Source organism: Micromonospora sp. NPDC049801 (genome assembly GCF_040656575.1).
Classification (GTDB): Bacteria; Actinomycetota; Actinomycetes; order Mycobacteriales; family Micromonosporaceae; genus Micromonospora.
This window is the reverse complement of the sequence record NZ_JBFAMS010000003.1, coordinates 216,464-233,372: the sequence shown is the minus strand read 5'-3', so window position 1 is coordinate 233,372 and position 16,909 is coordinate 216,464. Positions and strand designations below refer to the sequence as shown.

Annotated in this window: 16 protein-coding genes; 8 read left to right on the top strand and 8 right to left on the bottom strand. The window is 71.5% G+C overall.

The genetic code is table 11. The features are described 5' to 3' along the window. Positions 1 to 60 precede the first annotated feature (60 nt). Both AB0I89_RS06810 and AB0I89_RS06805 read right to left on the bottom strand, forming a co-directional pair. Positions 61 to 2,013 (bottom strand): Xaa-Pro dipeptidyl-peptidase, encoded by a 1,953-nt coding sequence (locus AB0I89_RS06810; protein ID WP_357121377.1) that lies wholly within the window; start codon positions 2,011 to 2,013, stop codon positions 61 to 63. A gap of 84 nt (positions 2,014 to 2,097) precedes the next feature. After that, positions 2,098 to 2,760 carry a hypothetical protein gene (locus AB0I89_RS06805; protein ID WP_357121374.1) on the bottom strand — a complete coding sequence of 221 codons (663 nt, stop codon included), beginning with the start codon at positions 2,758 to 2,760 and terminating at the stop codon, positions 2,098 to 2,100. 367 nt (positions 2,761 to 3,127) lie between these two features. On the opposite strand from AB0I89_RS06805, the gene AB0I89_RS06800 reads away from it, so the two are divergent. Next, positions 3,128 to 4,090 carry an AraC family transcriptional regulator gene (locus tag AB0I89_RS06800; protein WP_357121371.1) on the top strand — a complete coding sequence of 321 codons (963 nt, stop codon included), beginning with the start codon at positions 3,128 to 3,130 and terminating at the stop codon, positions 4,088 to 4,090. A 254-nt stretch (positions 4,091 to 4,344) separates the two neighbouring features. Then, the gene (locus AB0I89_RS06795) at positions 4,345 to 4,800 is read left to right on the top strand and encodes a DUF6624 domain-containing protein (protein ID WP_357121368.1); all 456 of its coding nucleotides are present in this window, start codon (positions 4,345 to 4,347) and stop codon (positions 4,798 to 4,800) included. Positions 4,801 to 4,830: 30 nt separating this feature from the next. Here AB0I89_RS06795 and AB0I89_RS06790 read toward each other — a convergent pair whose 3' ends face one another. Further along, positions 4,831 to 5,226, bottom strand: a complete 396-nt coding sequence (locus tag AB0I89_RS06790) for a helix-turn-helix domain-containing protein (RefSeq protein WP_357121365.1) — start codon at positions 5,224 to 5,226, stop codon at positions 4,831 to 4,833. Between the two features lie 87 nt (positions 5,227 to 5,313). On the opposite strand from AB0I89_RS06790, the gene AB0I89_RS06785 reads away from it, so the two are divergent. Further along, positions 5,314 to 6,171 carry an SDR family oxidoreductase gene (locus AB0I89_RS06785; protein WP_357121362.1) on the top strand — a complete coding sequence of 286 codons (858 nt, stop codon included), beginning with the start codon at positions 5,314 to 5,316 and terminating at the stop codon, positions 6,169 to 6,171. Positions 6,172 to 6,232: 61 nt separating this feature from the next. On the opposite strand, the gene AB0I89_RS06780 is transcribed toward AB0I89_RS06785, so the two are convergent. Further along, positions 6,233 to 6,925 (bottom strand): TetR/AcrR family transcriptional regulator, encoded by a 693-nt coding sequence (locus AB0I89_RS06780; protein WP_357121359.1) that lies wholly within the window; start codon positions 6,923 to 6,925, stop codon positions 6,233 to 6,235. Positions 6,926 to 7,238: 313 nt separating this feature from the next. On the opposite strand from AB0I89_RS06780, the gene AB0I89_RS06775 reads away from it, so the two are divergent. The 3 genes from AB0I89_RS06775 to AB0I89_RS06765 all read left to right on the top strand — a co-directional run bounded on the left by AB0I89_RS06775 (position 7,239) and on the right by AB0I89_RS06765 (position 10,333). Then, on the top strand, positions 7,239 to 8,498 hold the full coding sequence (locus tag AB0I89_RS06775; protein ID WP_357121355.1) for an ice-binding family protein: 1,260 nt from the start codon (positions 7,239 to 7,241) through the stop codon (positions 8,496 to 8,498). Between the two features lie 496 nt (positions 8,499 to 8,994). Continuing rightward, the gene (locus AB0I89_RS06770) at positions 8,995 to 9,942 is read left to right on the top strand and encodes an ion transporter (protein ID WP_357121352.1); all 948 of its coding nucleotides are present in this window, start codon (positions 8,995 to 8,997) and stop codon (positions 9,940 to 9,942) included. Positions 9,943 to 9,979: 37 nt separating this feature from the next. Next, positions 9,980 to 10,333, top strand: a complete 354-nt coding sequence (locus tag AB0I89_RS06765) for a TraR/DksA C4-type zinc finger protein (protein ID WP_357121349.1) — start codon at positions 9,980 to 9,982, stop codon at positions 10,331 to 10,333. Between the two features lie 70 nt (positions 10,334 to 10,403). Here the strand turns inward: AB0I89_RS06765 and AB0I89_RS06760 are convergent, their stop codons facing one another. Then, complete coding sequence (locus AB0I89_RS06760) at positions 10,404 to 10,898, bottom strand: N-acetyltransferase family protein (protein WP_357121345.1); 495 nt, start codon at positions 10,896 to 10,898, stop codon at positions 10,404 to 10,406. 408 nt (positions 10,899 to 11,306) lie between these two features. Between AB0I89_RS06760 and AB0I89_RS06755 the strand changes: the two genes are divergently transcribed. Then, positions 11,307 to 12,701: an enolase C-terminal domain-like protein gene (locus AB0I89_RS06755; protein WP_357121342.1), complete on the top strand. Its 1,395-nt coding sequence runs from the start codon at positions 11,307 to 11,309 to the stop codon at positions 12,699 to 12,701. Between the two features lie 8 nt (positions 12,702 to 12,709). Then, a complete protein-coding gene (locus AB0I89_RS06750) occupies positions 12,710 to 13,405 on the top strand; it encodes a FadR/GntR family transcriptional regulator (protein WP_355050045.1) in 696 nt (231 codons plus the stop codon). A 90-nt stretch (positions 13,406 to 13,495) separates the two neighbouring features. Here AB0I89_RS06750 and AB0I89_RS06745 read toward each other — a convergent pair whose 3' ends face one another. From AB0I89_RS06745 to AB0I89_RS06735, 3 genes are read right to left on the bottom strand one after another with little or no spacing between them, the layout of a single operon-like run. Beyond that, positions 13,496 to 14,305, bottom strand: coding sequence for an ATP-binding cassette domain-containing protein (locus tag AB0I89_RS06745; RefSeq protein ID WP_357121338.1), 810 nt, complete (start codon positions 14,303 to 14,305; stop codon positions 13,496 to 13,498). Then, the gene (locus tag AB0I89_RS06740) at positions 14,305 to 15,357 is read right to left on the bottom strand and encodes an ABC transporter substrate-binding protein (protein ID WP_357121335.1); all 1,053 of its coding nucleotides are present in this window, start codon (positions 15,355 to 15,357) and stop codon (positions 14,305 to 14,307) included. Before AB0I89_RS06740 ends, AB0I89_RS06745 begins: the two co-directional genes overlap by 1 nt. 40 nt (positions 15,358 to 15,397) lie before the next feature. Next, positions 15,398 to 16,405 (bottom strand): ABC transporter permease, encoded by a 1,008-nt coding sequence (locus AB0I89_RS06735; RefSeq protein ID WP_357121332.1) that lies wholly within the window; start codon positions 16,403 to 16,405, stop codon positions 15,398 to 15,400. Between the last annotated feature and the right edge of the window lie 504 nt (positions 16,406 to 16,909).

Sequence of the window (16,909 nt, the reverse complement as noted above, 5' to 3'; positions counted from 1 at the left end):
CCCGTTGAAGGGCACGGCGGCGCGGGCGCTGGGTGACGAAACGACAGCGGGGCGACAGGATCAGGGGCGTTGGCGCCCCCGCTCCACGCGTGCCGATTCGGCCGTCGACGGCGCGGCGGGCGCGGTGACCACCGTCGGCGCGACGTCGACGGCCGGCAACCCGGTCCGACCGGCGACCGGCAGGACCAGTTCGCTGCGCCCGAGGTCGACCCGGACGGTCGCGTCCCGGTCCTCGGCCATCGTGAACTCCGGGTCGCTCTGACCGAGCACCAGGCCGAGGACGTGCCCGGCCGGCACCACCGCGTCGTACGCGTTCAGCGGCACGGTGACCGTGTACCACCGGTCCGCCCGCAGCGGCGTGGTGAACCGCAGCGAACGATGGTGCGCGGCGTCGAGCCAGCCCCGGGCCAGCACCGCGTGGTCGGAGACCTCGGTGATCTCCTCGGTGTCGTGGTAGCAGGCGTCGTCGGCCTGGGTGGACGCACCCCAGCAGGACTCGGTGTCCAACGTCCGCACCGCCCCGAACCAGCTCCGCTCGGCGGTGCCGTAGTCGACCAGGCGGGCGCTCAGCTGCGTGGTCGGCCGATCCACCCGGACGCGCAGTCGCACCGACGCGCTGCCGGAGATCCGCAGCGCAGTGTCCAGCGGAGCGGAGAGGAAGACCAGCCGGCCGGCGGTCGCGCTGTTCGGCTCGGCGACCACCGCGTCCTCGGTCAGCGCCTCGTCGACGTACTCCCGCTCCTGGCCCGGCCGCGCGGCGCGGCCGCCGAGGGTACCGGTGACGCCGTCCCCGACGCCGAGGTGAACCCGCATCTCCCGGGTGCCGGGCGCGGGCCAGTCGCGCTGCGTCGTCCACCTGCCGGGGGCGGTCTCCAGGTCGACCCGCGGTTCGTCCATCACCCCGTTCGGCAACCCCTGCAACCAGTAGTCGAACCAGCGGTGCAGGGTCGCCACCCACTCGGCGCGTCGCACGTCGAACGGATCCTGGTGGCCGGCCTGGGAGAGCCACAGCTTGCGGGGTACGCCCCGCTCGGCCAACTCCTGCCACCAGCGGGCGAACTGGTTCGTGGTGACGTTCAGGTCGTTGAGACCGTGTGCCACGAAGACACTGGCCCGCACCCGGTCGGCCGACGGCCGGTAGTCGCGCTGCGCCCAGAACCCGTTGTAGTCGCCGGTCTGCTCGGCGCTGTCCGCCCGCAGCCGGGCGAGCACCGCCGCGCAGGCGGACTGGGGGCGGCTGCTGACGTCCGAGTGCAGCCAGCCGGGATAGTCGGTCGACACCAGCGTCCCCTGGTATCGCATGTAGTCGTACCAGCTCGAGATGGCCGAGACCGGCACGATGGTGGCCAGGCCCGGCACGCCCGTGGCGGCGACCCCGTTGGCGACGGAGCCGTCCCACGACTTGCCGATCATGCCGACCCGGCCGGTGCTCCAGCCGGCGTCGACCGGTCGTCCGTCGGCGGTGTACGCGCGGACCCGGCCGTTGAGCCAGTCCACCACCGCCCTGGCGCTGCCCACCTCGACCGGGCCTCCGACGTCCTCGCACCCGGTCGAGCGGGCGGTGCCGGCAAGGTCCACGGCGAGGAAGGCGTAGCCGCGCGGGACGAAGTAGTTGTCGTAGAACAGGGGCACCGAGGCGATGACGCCGGACGCGTCGTACGCCTTGAACTCGCCCTCGTTGCCCCGGCCGCAGCAGAGGTAGTAGGGCGACGCCTCCATGATGACCGGTACCCGGATCCCTGCGGCGGCGGCCTCCCGGGGCCGGACGATGTCCACCGCGACCCGGTCGCGGACGCCGTCGCCGTCGCTGTCGGCGCGGGTCTCGACCCAGACGCTCTCCCGGATCGCCCTGGCATAGGAGTAGGCCGGGACCGTACCGGTGCCGACGACGTGGGGTGGGGTCGGACGGTGCCGGTCGGTCGGGTCGGCGGTGGCGGGCGCGGCGGCGAGCGCCGCGACCAGTAGGCCGGCCAGGGCGGCGGCGCTTCGTGCGCGGGTTCGGGCGGTCGGCATCGGTGTCCTCCCGGGTGCGGCGCGTCCAGGACATTCCATCGTATCGATGCCTCTTTGCCCAGTGGCCACGGCGGCGCGCCGTCCTCAGATCCGGGCGCGGGGCAGCCAGCCCAGGAAGCGGTGTCGCGCGTTGGGCAGAGGCAGCGTCGGCAGGTCCTGGGCGGCGGCGACGAGGCACGAGCCGAGGTAGACGGCGAGGGAGGCGCGCGCCCCGCCGAACTCGGCGAGCAGTTGGCTCTGCTTGGTCGCGCAGGGCCACTCGCGGCCGCAGCCGGTACACGTCCAGCTCGGCGGGTTGGGCAGGTGCTCGGGGAGCTTGGCACGGCGATAGCGGCCCACGACGCTGTTGTCCGCGCGGACGTCGCGTCGCCGGCGCTCGGGCCCTTCGTTGCGTCGTCCGGGTGGCCGGGCGGCGGGCAGGTAGCGCCGGACGGTGCCGAGGAGCGCCCCGACGCGTACCAGGGCGTCCGGCCCGACGTGGTGGGCCAGCAATGCCGTGAGCAGGTAGTGCCCGAGCAGGTCGAACGAGTCGCGGTTGAGCCGTAGGTCACGGCACAGGTCGACGAACTCGGGCGTGGTCAGCGGGACGCGGTCGTCGAGCGCGCGGCGCAGCACCTCCCGCAGCGCGACGCCGAGGCTCATCAGCGCGTCGCCCTCGCCCAGTCCCAGGCTGTCCTCGTCCGCCACCCGCGCCAGCGCCTCGGCCACCGCCAACCGTACGACGCGGTCCGGATCGGTACCGTCCAACGACTCACCCCCGCCTGTCGGCCGGATCTCCGGCTGTGGCCCGGACGTCGGGACGCCCGGGGGATCATGAACAAGATTTCGCTGCCGCATCGGAGGCGACTAGGACAGCGGGCGCAGGATCGCCGCGTGCGATAGCCGGAAAGCGAAGTCGGCTCGGCAAAACGGCGGATCGACGGACGTGCACGGCCGGTTGCCGTATGGTGGAATTCCCATCAATGGATATGTGATTTGCTGGGAATGACGCCACCACCACCGCCGAACCCGGTCGGCTACGCGCCGCGATCACCGGCACGTGCGCCCAGCCACGTCCCGACCCCACCGCCGGCCCCGATCCGACCGGCGGTCTCCTCTCGGACGGAGACAGCGGATGACGTCACCAGTGCAGGCCCGAGCATTCGAGAGTCACGACCCGGCGGCCATCCACCGCTTCCTGGCCAGCACGTACACCGCGGACCTGCGTATCCACGCGGGCGAGACCGGCTACCACCTCGTCCACCAGCGCGTCGACGCCGGGCCGTTCGCCCTCGCCACAACCGGCCAGAGCGCCCATCTCGACATCGAGGTGGGCGACATCGACGGGCTGATCGTCTGCCGTACCCGCAGCGCCCTGATCAGCCGTACCGCTCAGGGAGAGACCCACCGCTTCGGCCCCGGCGACGTGTTCCTGACCAACCGGCCGGGCGAGCCGTTCAGCCTGCGGTGGGAACCCGGCGAGGTGGAACTCTGCGTACTGGACCTCGGGGTACTGAGACAGGTGGCGACCGCCACGCCGGCTCGGCGGCCCGGCCCGATCCGTTTCACCGACCTCGGCCCCGTCGACGCGACCCTCACCCGGCAGTGGCGACGGACCACCAGGTACGTGAACGACGTCGTCCTGAACAGCCCGACCGCCAGCGCCCAGCCGCTGGTGATCGGCAGCGCCGCCCGCATGCTCGCCGCGGCGGCGCTCGCGATCTTTCCCAACACGGCGTTCACCGACGAGACCGCCCGGGACCGCCACGACGCCAGTACCGCGACCCTGCGTCGCGCCATCGCCTTCATGGAGGAGAACGCCGACCGGGACATCGGCGCCGCCGACATCGCCAACGCCGCCGCGGTCTCCCTGCGCGCGGTGCAGCTCGCCTTCCGTCGCCACCTCGGCACCACACCGATGGCGTACCTGCGCCGGGTCCGGCTCGACCGGGCGCACCACGACCTGGTCCGGGCCGACCCTCGACGGGAGACCGTGTCGGCCATCGCCAGCCGTTGGGGGTTCGCCAGCCACAGCAGGTTCACCGCCTGGTACCACGCCAGCTACGGGGTGCCGCCCCGCGAGACGCTGCACGCCTGAGGTCGCCCCGGCGCGGACCTTGTGAACACGTCCTGGTGGCGACGAAAATCGATGCTGTGAGGCTTCCGTCGAGGTTCGCCCGGCCGCTTGTGTGCCTGCTGCTCCTCACCGGCTGCGGCACCTCGCCCGGGACCACCGACGGCCCTACGGGCGACCCCCCGCCCCCGTCCCCGTCCCCGTCCCCGTCCCCGTCCCCGGCAACCTCCGTCTCCCCCGCCGCCTTTGACAAGGCGCTGCACGACGAGTTGATCGCGATGCTGGAGCGCGACCAGGCCGACCGTGCGGGCACCCCGCAGACCGAGTCCGACCAGGCGCGCACCCTCCGGCTGAAAGAGATCATCCGTACCCACGGCTGGCCGACCTTCGCTCTCGTGGGCGAGGACGGGGGCAACGCCGCCTGGGCCATCGTCCAGCACTCCGACCTGGACCCCGCCTTCCAACAGGAGGCGCTGGACCTGCTGCGCGCGGCCGTCGCCGCCCGCCAGGCGTCGCCGGGCAACCTCGCCTACCTCGAGGACCGCGTCGCCGTGGCCAAGGGCGAGCCCCAGGTGTACGGGACACAGATCCGCTGCGGGCCGGACGGTCCCGTCCCGGCGACCCCGATCAGGGACGAGCCGGGCGTCGAACGCCGCCGCGCCGAGGCTGGCCTGCCCACCCTCGCGAGCTACCTCGCCGAGATGACCACGATCTGCGCCCAGGACACCAACTAGGCGGGTGCCCGTCCAGCGCGTGACGGCCCCTCAGGGCCGCTCCCGCTCACGGGCGGCCCGCACCTCGGGCACCGAGGCTTCCAGCAGGTCGGCGAGGCCACGGAGCTGCTCGGCGACCCGGACACCGAGCGGGGTGAGCGTGTACTCGACGCGCGGCGGGATCGCGGTGAGCACCTCGCGGGTGAGCATTCCGTCGCGCTCCAGCGTCTGCAGGGTCTGGGAGAGCATCCGCTCGCTGACCCCTTCGATGCGCCGCCGCAGGGCGTTGAACCGGTAGCTGCCCTCGCCGAGCGCGAGCAGGGCGAGCGAGGCCCACTTCGACGTGACGTCCTCGAAGGCGGCACGGGAGGTGCAGCTCCGCGCGAAAACATCGCTGACGAATTCCTGGGTAGGCCCCGCCGGGTCGTGGGCCGGCACGTCGGTCACGTCACCAGCCTACCCGAGGCTTACTCAACGACTTGTGCTGTAGATTCGTAAGTGCTTACTAGAAGTAACCGCTTATCGGAGGTCCCCATGCCCACCTATGCCGTCACCGGCGCCACCGGCCGCCTCGGCCGGCTGGTGATCGAGCACCTGCTCGACGCCGGTGTGCCCGCCGCCGAGATCGCCGCCGTCGTCCGCAGCCCGCAGAAGGCCGCCGACCTGGCCGCCCGCGGCGTCGAGATCCGGCAGGCCGACTACGACGACCCCTCGACGCTGCCCGGCGCCGTGGCCGGCGTACGCCGCCTGCTGCTCATCTCCGGGGACACCCCGGGGCAGCGGGTGCCCCAGCACACCGCGGTCATCGACGCCGCCCGGCTCGCCGGGGTCCAGCGCCTGGTCTACACCAGCATCCTGAAGGCCGACACGACCACGAACCCGCTCGCTCCCGAGCACAAGGCCACCGAGGAGGTGCTGGCCGCGTCGGGCCTGTCGTACACGGTGCTGCGCAACGGCTGGTACACCGAGAACTACACCGATCAGCTCCCGCAGTACCTGGCGAGTGGCACCATCCTCGGCGCCACCGGCGGCAGCAAGGTCTCGGCCGCTCCCCGGACCGACTACGCGGCCGCCGCCGCGGCGGCGCTGACCCGGAACGAGGGCGGCAACACGGTCTACGAGTTGGGCGGCACCGCGTTCACCTTCGACGAGCTGGCCGACGCCGTCACCGAGCTCACCGGCACGACTGTCGTGCACCGGGACATGTCGACCGCCGAGCTGGCCTCCGCGCTGCGGAACGTCGGGCTCGACGCCGGCACCGCCGGGTTCGTGGCCGCCCTCGACCACTCGATCGCCATCGGCGAGCTGGCCACCGACAGCGACGACCTCAGCCGGTTGATCGGTCGACCCACGACCGAGCTCCGCGACGCCATCCGCGCCGCGCGCGCCTGACTCGGGCCCGGGTTCGTTGTGCCGGCGGGCGACGGGGGCACGCCCTCCGTCGCCCGCCCGTTCAATCGGCGGACGCCGGCGTCAGCAGGCCGGTCAGCAGGCTGCGCAGCGTCCGCTCGAAGAGGTCCGTCGGGGGCGTCGGCGGCCCGACCCGGCCGAGGGCCGCGACGAGATGTGGGTACGCCCCGAGGTCGACGCCCGCGAAGCCGGGTGACCCGGCGGCGGCCTCGCTGCGGGCGAACAAGCTCACCACGCCGGTCAGCACGGCGATCGCCTCGAACTTGGCGCTGACGGCGCAGCGCACGGGTTCCAGGATCCGGATGCAGTTGTCGAACCAGGCCAGACTCTCGGGACCGACGCCCGACGGCCGTTGGATCACGTCCACCAGCCACGGGTGGGCGCGGAACAAGCCCAACTGCCGGCGGGCAACCAGCAGCATCTCGTCCCGCCAGTCGGCCTGCTCCGGCGGGTACGGCCGCAGCTCCCCCACGACACGGTCGGTCATCAGGTCGAGCAGGTCGTCACGGGACGACAGGTAGCGGTAGAGCGATCCGGCGCCGGTGCCCAGCGCCGCGGCGACGGCCCGCATCGACACCGCGGCGAGCCCTTCGGTGTCGGCCAGGGTGATCGCCGCCGCGACGATCGCCTCCCGGCTGTGCGTCGGCGCGGGGCCACGGGTTCCCCGTTCGGGTCTGGCCCAGATCGGCTGCCGACCGGCCTCGCGGTCTCCGGACCTCCTGGCTGCGTCGGTCACCGACCCACTCTAGAGCCGCTGACGGGGTCCGCCCGGCAGGCACCGCGCGGGGTCGCGCGGCGGGCCACTCCTTAGGCGGGGGTTTCTCGGGCCGGGACCCGACCGCTACCGCTACTCCCAGAACCGACGAATACGAATACGAATGTCAGTCCGATCGGACAGATCGGCTTGGGCTATTGTCCTAATTATCCCTCATTGGACCATTTGACGTGATGTGGTGGTCAGCGCGCTTCATCGGCGTCATTCAGGCCGTATCACGCAGGACGCCACTCGTTGGACGTCTCCTGCGAGTAGTACCCACGGAGGGTGTTCTGTGACAGCTAAACCCAAGAATTGGCTACGGCGGCGGGTGGTCCTGCCGTCGCTCGCGACTGGCGCAGCCGCCACGGTGGCAGCCAGCCTGCTGCTCTTCAGCTCGACCGCAGCAAACGCGCAGGAAGCACCGGTCAACCTGGGGACGGCGGCCGACTTCTCCGTCCTCGCCGGAGCGGAGCCCACCAACACCGGCCCCAGCTTCCTGGCCCAGAGCCTCGGGCGGTTCCCCGGAAACACCGCGTCCGGCTTCGGAACGGCCACCATCGGCGGGGAGGTGCACCTCGGCGACGCGGTCGCGCTCCAGGCTCAGAGCGACCTGACCACCGCCTTCAACGACGCCGCCGGCCGGACCCCGTTCACCAACCTCCCGGCGGAGCTGGGTGGCAACACACTCAACGAAGGGGTCTACCGGATCGGGGCCGCCCAACTGACCGGAACGTTGACGCTCAACGGCCAGGGCGACCCGTCGGCCGTGTTCATCTTCCAGGTCGACTCCTCGCTGACGACGGCGTCGAACAGCAGCGTCGTCCTGACCAACGGGGCGTCGGCCTGCAACGTGTTCTGGAAGATCGGCAGCTCGGCGACGATCGGCACCGGCACCACCTTCGTGGGCACCATCATGGCTCAGGCCGCGATCACGATGGCCACGGGCGCGACCCTCCAGGGCCGCGCGCTGGCGCGCACCGCCGCCGTCACCCTCGACACCAACGTCATCAGCGCACCGAACTGCGCCGGGCCGACGGGCCCGCCTGGACCGACCGGCCCACCCGGGCCCACCGGCCCGTCCGGCCCGCCCGGCCCGTCCGGCCCGCCCGGCAGCCCCGGAGCACCGGGTAGCCCTGGTGCACCCGGCAGTCCTGGCGCACCCGGCAGCCCCGGCGCACCCGGCCCGTCCGGCGCACCCGGCCCGTCCGGCGCCCCCGGCAGCCCCGGAGCACCGGGCAGCCCCGGAGCACCCGGCAGCCCTGGAGCACCGGGCAGCCCTGGCGCACCCGGCAGCCCTGGCGCACCCGGCAGCCCTGGAGCACCGGGGAGCCCTGGAGCACCGGGTAGCCCCGGCGCACCCGGCAGTCCTGGCGCACCCGGCAGTCCTGGCGCACCCGGCAGCCCCGGCAGACCTGGTGGGGGCGGCGAGCAACCCATCCTGCCGGTCACCGGCGGCGGTGCAGTCCCGGCCATGACCGGCGTCGGAGGTGTGATGGTCGTCCTGGGCGCGGTCGCGTTCTTCCTCGCCCGGCGTCGCCGCCTGGAGTCCTGATCGGTGGGCCCGGCCGGTGTGATCCCGGCCGGGCCACCTCCCGTTGTCGGCCCGCTCCCCACCAGGGGCGGGCCGACGACGTGTTCGCCATGGACCGTCAGCCGGTGAGCCCCAACTCGCGCATGAGGGCGTCCTCGCGCTCGTGCGGGAGGTAGCGCAGAACCTGTGGCGGTCGCCGTCGCAGCGCGCCAGGTCGGTCTGGGCGAACTGCGGGCTGCCGGCCCTGCCCTGCGGCGTCGCGAAGTCCAACGTCCACTCGGTCGGTACGAGAACGTACCTTCGGTGCGAGATCGAGAACGTCCAGGACCGTCACCTGGGCTCCGGTAAGCCCAGCTGTCAGTCGTTCCAGGCCACCGTCACTATCACCGCGCTACGCCAATGGTTGTGGACCTTTGAAAACGCGGCCTAGGGTGGTCGCCATGCTTCCGCGCCGCCACCACGACCAAGGGTGGGTCCTGGCGGTGACCCTGGCACGCTCCGACAGATCGGCCGCCTGGTGAGCGGTGCGCCCGCTCCCGCGCAGCGAGGTGATCGGTCACGCCCCGACCGTCGCCGGCCCACGGTCGCCGACGCCTGCGCGCGGCTCGCCCGGTCGCGTCCCTTTGAGATCGGCATCGTCGTCGTCATCCTCGCCAACGGGATCGTCCTCGGTGTGGAGACGTACGAGGGGCTGTTCCCCGCGAGCGGCGCGCTGCACGGGCTGGAGCTGTTCTTCCGCGCCGTCTTCACCATCGAGATCGGCGTCCGGTTGGCCGCGTACGGCCGGCGTCCACAGGACTTCTTCCGGCACGGTTGGAACGTCTTCGACTTCCTCGTGATCGCCGCCATCTTCGTTCCGGGCCTGCACGGCGACGCGGCGCTGTTGCGCGTGGTGCGGGTCGCCCGGATGGTCCGGCTGGTGCGGTTCTCGCCGGGCCTGCGGACCATTGTCTCCGCGCTGTGGCGCAGTCTGCCCGGCGTCACCGGATTCCTCGCGCTGGCCGTGGTGACGCTCTACGTGTACGGGATGGCCGGCTGGCTGATCTTCGGCGACCGGTATCCCGACGAGTACGGGGACATCGGCAGGTCGTTGCTGACGCTGTTCGTGCTGCTGTCGCTGGAGACGCTGCCGGACCTCATCGAGCAGGGGCTGGCCATCTCGCCGTGGACGCTGCTCTACTACGTCAGCTACGTGGTGATCACCGTCAACCTGCTGCTCAACATCCTCATCGCGGTCATCGTGAACTCCATGGAGGAGGCCCGTCGTCTGGAGATGACCGAGCGGTTGGCCCCCGGCTACGACGAGGACGGTGACGGCATCCCCGACGAGGTGGACCGCATCGCGCTCACCCAGCGGCTGGACGACCTGCGCGCGGTCATCGGCGAGTTGGAGCGGGAGTTGCGGATCGACCGGGAGGACGCGCACGGCCGGCCGCATCGCGTCCAGGTGCGCTCCGAACGCTGACCCCGCGATCGTTCCCCGCGCGTAGCGTGGAACCGTCATGGACACCGACCCCAGCGCGATTCGTGCGGATCTGCACCGTCGACGCGACGAGACCACCGCCGAGATCGCCGCGCTCGAGGGCGACCTGCGGAGCCTGTTCGAGGCGTCCCGGTCCTCGAACGCCGACGACGAACACGACCCCGAGGGCAGCACGATCGCGTTCGAGCGGGCACAACTGAGCGCCGTGCTGGCCGCGGCCCGTCGACGCGTCGCCGAACTGGACGAGGCGCTGAGCCGCGTCGCGGCGGGCACCTACGGCGTCTGCGAACGGTGCTCCCGCCCGATCCCCGCCGAACGGCTCGCGGCTCGCCCGTCGGCGCGTACCTGCGTCGCCTGCGCCAGCCGACGGTGACGGTGGCGACGCCCGCGGACCCGGTGCCCGGCGGACGCCGCGGGGGTGTCCGCGCACGGACGGGTTCCGGTCAGACGACGGTGGGACTGCGGCGTTCCAGCAGCACGACGTCACGCCAGCGGTCGCGGTGGCGGCCGATCCGTTCGCGTACGCCGATGACCCGGAAGCCGGCCCGGCGGTGCAGGGCCAGGCTGGCGGTGTTCTCGGGGAAGATGCCGGACTGGATCGTCCAGATGCCGGCGCCCTCGGTCGAGGTGATCAGCGCGTCGAGCAACAGCCGGCCGACCCCGCGCCCCTGAGCCGCCGGGTCGACGTAGACGGAGTGCTCGACGACGCCGGCGTAGACCGGACGGCTCGACGTCGGCGTGACGGCGACCCAGCCGAGGACGAGGCCGTCGGCGACCGCCACGAACCGGTGCGCGGCGATCCGGCTGGCGTCGAACGCCGCCCAGGTCGGTGCGGTGACCTCGAAGCTGGCGTCGCCGCCGTCGAGGCCGAGTTGGTAGATCGCCAGGACGCGGTCCGCGTCGCCGGGGCTCATCGGTCGCAGGGTCGTCTCGGCCACGGGTGGGCTCCGATCTTCTCTCCATGGTGTCGCGGGTCTGGTGTGTCAGACAGTTGTACCGTGCGGGGACACCGGCCTTCCGCCGCGCTCACCGGCGTCCCGCACGTCCCGGCGTCCGCTCGTCGAAAGATGTGATGTATCGATTCGATGGTGGCAGCTCGCCGCGTCGGTTCAACCGGCCGCGATTGTGAACGTCGAACCTTCCCAGCAACTCGCAGGTTCCCTTACCGCAACCGGACCGCAACGGCGTGAGCCGCCGCGAGCAACCGGCGCGGTCCGTCGCGGAGAGCGCGAGGAAACGTTGGATGTCTATGCGTATAGGCCCCACGGCGTCGTTGACGCATCCAAACCGCCCTCCGTATACTCCGAATGATCATCTGATCTTTAGCCGAGCCGGGCGAGGAGCGCATGCCGCAGATCACTGGCGTCACCGTCGAGGACGTCCGCTTTCCCACCTCGCTGACCGCTGACGGGTCCGACGCCATGAACAAGGACGGCGACTACTCGGCGGCCTACGTCATCCTGCACACCGACGGCGTCGACAGCGCCGGCGTACCGCTGGCGGGTCACGGCCTCACCTTCACCATCGGTCGGGGCAACGACATCGTCGTGGCGGCGGCGGCCCACCAGGCCCACCGCCTGGTCGGCCTGGACGTCGCCACGATGGCCGCCGACATGGGCGCGGTCTACCGCCTGCTCACCTCCGATACCCAGCTGCGCTGGCTCGGCCCGGAGAAGGGCGTCGTCCACCTGTCCCTGGCGGCCGTGCTGAACGCGGCCTGGGATCTGGTCGCGCGACTGGCCGACAAGCCGCTGTGGCGGCTGCTCACCGACATGTCCCCCGAACAACTCGTCGACATCGCGGACCTGCGTTACCTGTCCGACGCGCTGACCCGGGACGAGGCGCTGGCCATCCTGCGGGCACAGCAGAGCACCAAGGCCGACCGCCTCGCCGAGCTGGCCCGCACCGGCTACCCGGCCTACACCACCTCGGCGGGCTGGCTCGGGTACGGCGACGACAAGCTGCGCCGGCTGTGCCAGGAGGCCGTCGACTCCGGCTACGGTTACGTCAAGCTCAAGGTGGGCGCCGACCTCGACGACGACATCCGCCGGTGCACCATCGCCCGGGAGATCCTCGGCCCGGACCGCAACCTGATGCTCGACGCCAACCAGGTGTGGGACGTCGACCAGGCCATCGAGTGGGTCAGGGCGCTGGCCCGTTTCACCCCACTGTGGATCGAGGAGCCGACCAGCCCGGACGACATCCTGGGCCACGCGGCCGTGCGCCGCGCCGTCGCTCCCGTCGGCGTCGCCACCGGCGAGCACTGCCACAACCGGGTGATGTTCAAGCAGCTCTTCCAGGCCGAGGCCATCGACTTCTGCCAGTTGGACACCGGCCGGCTGGCCAGCGTCAACGAGATCGTCGCGGTGCTGCTGCTCGCCGCGAAGTTCGGCGTCCCGGTGTGCCCGCACGCGGGCGGCGTCGGGCTCTGCGAGATGGTCCAACACGTGTCGGTGCTCGACTACGTCGCGGTGTCGGGGGATCTCACCGGCCGCGTCACCGAGTTCGTCGACCACCTGCACGAGCACTTCACCGATCCGTGCGTCATCCGGGACACCGGTTGGGGCAGCGGATACGTCCTGCCCGACGCGCCCGGCTACTCCACCCGCATGCACCCCGAGTCGATCGAACGGTACCGGTTCCCGGACGGCCGCTACTGGGCCTCGGCCGAGGCGGCTACCGTGTCATCTCCGGAGCCGTACGTCATCGCGGGTGGAGCCGCCACCCCCGCCGGCCGCTAGGAGGTGTCATGTCCCGCACCGACGAGGTCGTGAACGGCATCAAGCGGATGATCCTGGAAGGGACGTTCAAGCCCGGGGACCGGCTGCCCATCGAGAAGGACCTCGCCGAATCCCTCGGCGTCTCGCGGGGCTCGCTGCGCGAGGGGATGTCCGCGCTGTCGATCCTCGGCATCGTCAACATCCGCCAGGGTGACGGCACGTACGTCACGAACCTCGACGCGCCGCAACTGCTGGCCCCGATGGGCTTCGTGGTCGACTTCCAGGGGCAGGGCGACGGACGGCACATCCACACCGTCCGCCGTCTGCTCGAATGCGAGGCCGCCCGGTTGGCCGCGACCAGGATCACCGACGAGGCCCTGGCGCAGGCCGCCGAACTGCTCGACGAGGCGGCCCGGATTGCCGGCCGGTCACCGCAGGACCACGAGCGCATCATGGAAATCGACATCGCATTCCACCGGATCATCGCCGCACACGCCGACAACCCGGTGCTCATCGGCTTGATCGAGGCGTTCGCCGGGCGCACCCTGCGCGGGCGGCTCTGGCGGAGCCTGCACGAGGAGGGCGCGGACCGGCGTACCCACGACGAGCACGTGGCGATCCTGAAGGCCCTCCGGGCGCGCGACCCGGAGCGGGCCCGCACCCGGATGGCCAACCACCTGATCGGTGTGGAGGAGTCGCTCCAGGGGTTGCCCGACGAGGGCTGACCGGCGCCGTCGACTGATCGCCCGCCCGTGCCGCTCGTCGGTGACACCGTTCCCGGTGCACCGCGCGCGCTCACGGGCGGGCGACCCCCGTCACCGCTCGTCGCTCTTGCTTCCGGTCATCGCCGCGACCAGATCGTCGGTGCTGACCTCGTCGGCACGCAGCCGAGCCGCCCGCCGGCCGAGACGCAGCACCTCCACCCGGTCGGCGATCTCCAGAACCTGCGGCATGTTGTGGCTCACCAGCACCACCGACATGCCCGCCTCACGAGCCCGCCGCACCACGTCGAGCACCCGCTCGGTCTGCACGACGCCCAGCGCCGCGGTGGGCTCGTCGAGGATGACCACGTTCGTCGCCCAGATGATCGCCCGCGCCACCGCGACGCACTGCCGCTGCCCGCCGGACAGCATCGCGATCGGCGTGGTGACCCGTGGGATCCGTACGCCCAACTCGTCGAGGGCCACGGCTGCGCCCTGGCGCATGGCGCGCTTGTCGAGCAGCCCCAGCCGACCGAGCGGCCCGGACCGCAGGATCTCCCGCCCGAGGTAGAGGTTGGCGGCGACGCTGAGGTCGTCGGCGACCGCGAGATCCTGGTAGACGGTCTCCACCCCCGCGCGCCGGGCGTCCACCGGAGTCGAGAAGTGGACCGGGCGACCACCGACCCGGATCTCGCCCTCGTCCGGCGCGTGCACGCCGGAGAGCGTCTTGACCAGCGTGCTCTTGCCGGCGCCGTTGTCACCGATGAGGGCGACGACCTCGCCCCGGTGGACCGTGAAGTCGGCGCCGCGCAGCGCCTCGACGTGGCCGAACCGCTTGACGATCCCCCGGGCTTCGAGCACCGGCGGCTCCTCGGGAGACCGCCGCTGGTCGTTGTCGGTCGTCGGCGCGGAGGTCGTCGCCATCACTGCACCGGGGGGTTGGCGCAGCTGGGCTCGAGCACCGCCTTGATCTCCGGCGAGTCGATGTTCTTCTTGGTGACGAAGGTGACGCCGGTGTCCGCCGACGCCAGCGGCGCCTTGTCCCGGAGGTGCTTGACCATCTTGTCGACGCCGAAGTAGCCCATCTTGAAGGGATTCTGCACGACCAGCGCCGAGATCTGGCCGTTGCGCAGTCCGGCGATCTCGTCCGGGGCGGCGTCCCAACCGATGATGACCACCTTGCCGGACTTGCCCGCCGCCTGGATGGCCTGCGCCGCGCCGAGCACGCTCGGCTCGTTGGCGGCGAAGATGCCGGCGAGGTTGGGGTTCGCGGTGAGGATGTTCTCGGTGACCCGCCGCGCCTCGTTGACGTCGCTGCGGCTGGGCTGCTGGCCGACCAGCTTGAGGTTGGGGAACTGCTTGAGGCCCTCCTTGAAGCCGTCGACCCGCTCGGTGTTGGTCTGCGAGCCGGGCTGGAACTCCACCAGCGCCACGTCGTGGTTGCCGGGGCCCAGCTCGGTGGCGAGCAGCTTGGCCGCCTCGACGGCCGAGGCCTTGTTGTCGGTGGCGAAGAGCGGCACGCTCGACGGCTGCGGGCTGGTGCCCGAGTCGATCATCGCGACCGGGATGTTCGCGCCGATCGCCTGGTCGGTGGCGGGTGCCAACGCGCGGGAGTCGGTGGCCGCGTAGACGATCCCGTCGACCTTCTTGGTGACGAAGTTCTGGATCAGGTTGACCTGACCCTCGACGTCGGTCTCGGTGGTCACCCCGTCCCACTGGACGGTGACGTTGCCGGCGCGCTGCGCGGCGCACTCGGCGCCCGCCTTCACCGTGTTCCAGTAGTCGGCCCCGACGGCCTTGGGCACGACGGCGAGCTTCAGCGGCCCGGAGGCGTCCTTGGTCGCGCCGTCGCCTCCGTCGCGGACCTCGACTCCGCCGCAGGCGCTGAGCAGCGCCGCCGCCGCGGCGGCGGCGAGGACGGCCTGCGCGCGCAGGAGGTGACCCCGGGGACGTCGGCGGATGGTGGTGTGTGCCATGGTGTGCGTCCTTCCTCTGGTGAGCTGCGGGAACGGCAGATCAGCCCCGTGACTCCAGCCGCCGACGGCGGTACTGGTCGAAGTAGACGGCAGCCCAGATGATCAGGCCGACGATCACCTGCTGGTAGTGGATGCTGATGTCGAGCAGGACGGCGCCGTTGCGGACCAGGGCGATGAGGAAGGCGCCGATGATGGTCCCGACGATCCGGCCCTGCCCGCCGAACAGGCTGGCGCCGCCGATGACCGCGGCGGCGATGACGTCGAGTTCCAGCGAGATGCCGTAGTTCGGCTGCCCGGAGTTGACCCGGGAGGCGGCGATCATGCCGCCGAGGCCGACCAGGACACCCGCCAGGACGTACACGTAGGTCAGGTAGCGCCCCACCGCGATGCCCGAGCGGCGGGCGGCCTCCAGGTTGGAGCCCATCGCGTAGGTGTACTGCCCGAAGCGGGTCTGCGAGAGCAGGAAGGCAACCCCGACAGCGACCAGGGCGGTGATCACGACCGCGAACGGAATGCCGATGATCTCGCCGTTGCCGAGCAGCTGGAACGACTTGGGCAGCCCGTAGACGCCGACCGCGCCGGTGATGATGAAGACCAGGCCCCGCCCGACCGACATCGTTCCCAGCGTCGCGATGAACGGGGGTATCCGGGCGACGGTGACCAGCAACCCGTTCAGCAGTCCCGCCAGAGCGCCGACACCGATCGCGACCGCCGTGGCCGCGAGGAGCGGAAAGCCCAGGTCCCGTACGACCATCGCGCCGGCCACGCCGGCGAGCGCGGCGACCGAGCCGACCGACAGGTCGATTCCCTTGGTGATGATGACCATCGTCTGGGCGGCGGCGATGATGGCGATCACCGCGGTCTGCGCGCCGATGTTGAACAGGTTGTCGGCCGTCAGGAAGTAGGGACTGGCGAAGCTCAGCGCGACGAACAGGACGACGAGCGCGGTCGCGGCGGTGAACTCGGACAGCGCGTGGGAGATCCGCTCGCGCAACCAGTCGTTGAGCGCGCCGCCGTGGGCCTGGTCGGTCGCCTCGACGGCGCTCATCGCCGGGCCCGGCCGTCGTCCACTGTGTCTCGCCCGGCTCGGCACGCGCCGCCGCCGGTGATTGACGCTCTCGCTCGCAACCGGACCTCCCCAGGAAGTCACGCACGGGCCACGCCCCGTAGCGCCCGCACGATAGATCAGATGTTTGCAATGATCAGGCGTTACCTTGCCATGGTCACACTCGTGTTGCCAAGGTCTTACCGGCATGTTGTGGCATCGTTATTCGCACCTCGGGCACGATACGTCCGACCAAAAGACCCGCTAACCGTGTCCGGTCCGGGACGGCGACCGACGTCGTCAACGGAGGGGTCTGCCGCACGGCCACCGGTCGCCTTGAGCATGTTATCGATAACATGCTATGTTCCGCCAAGGAGTCGAGGGCACGTCCCTCCCGTTCGGAACCACCGGCACCTCGAAGGGCATCGGGTCCCACGACCCGGTCGACGGCCGGTGAGCTGTCCGAGCCACACCTGTCCGGCGTACGTCATTCCCGCGTCCGCGCAC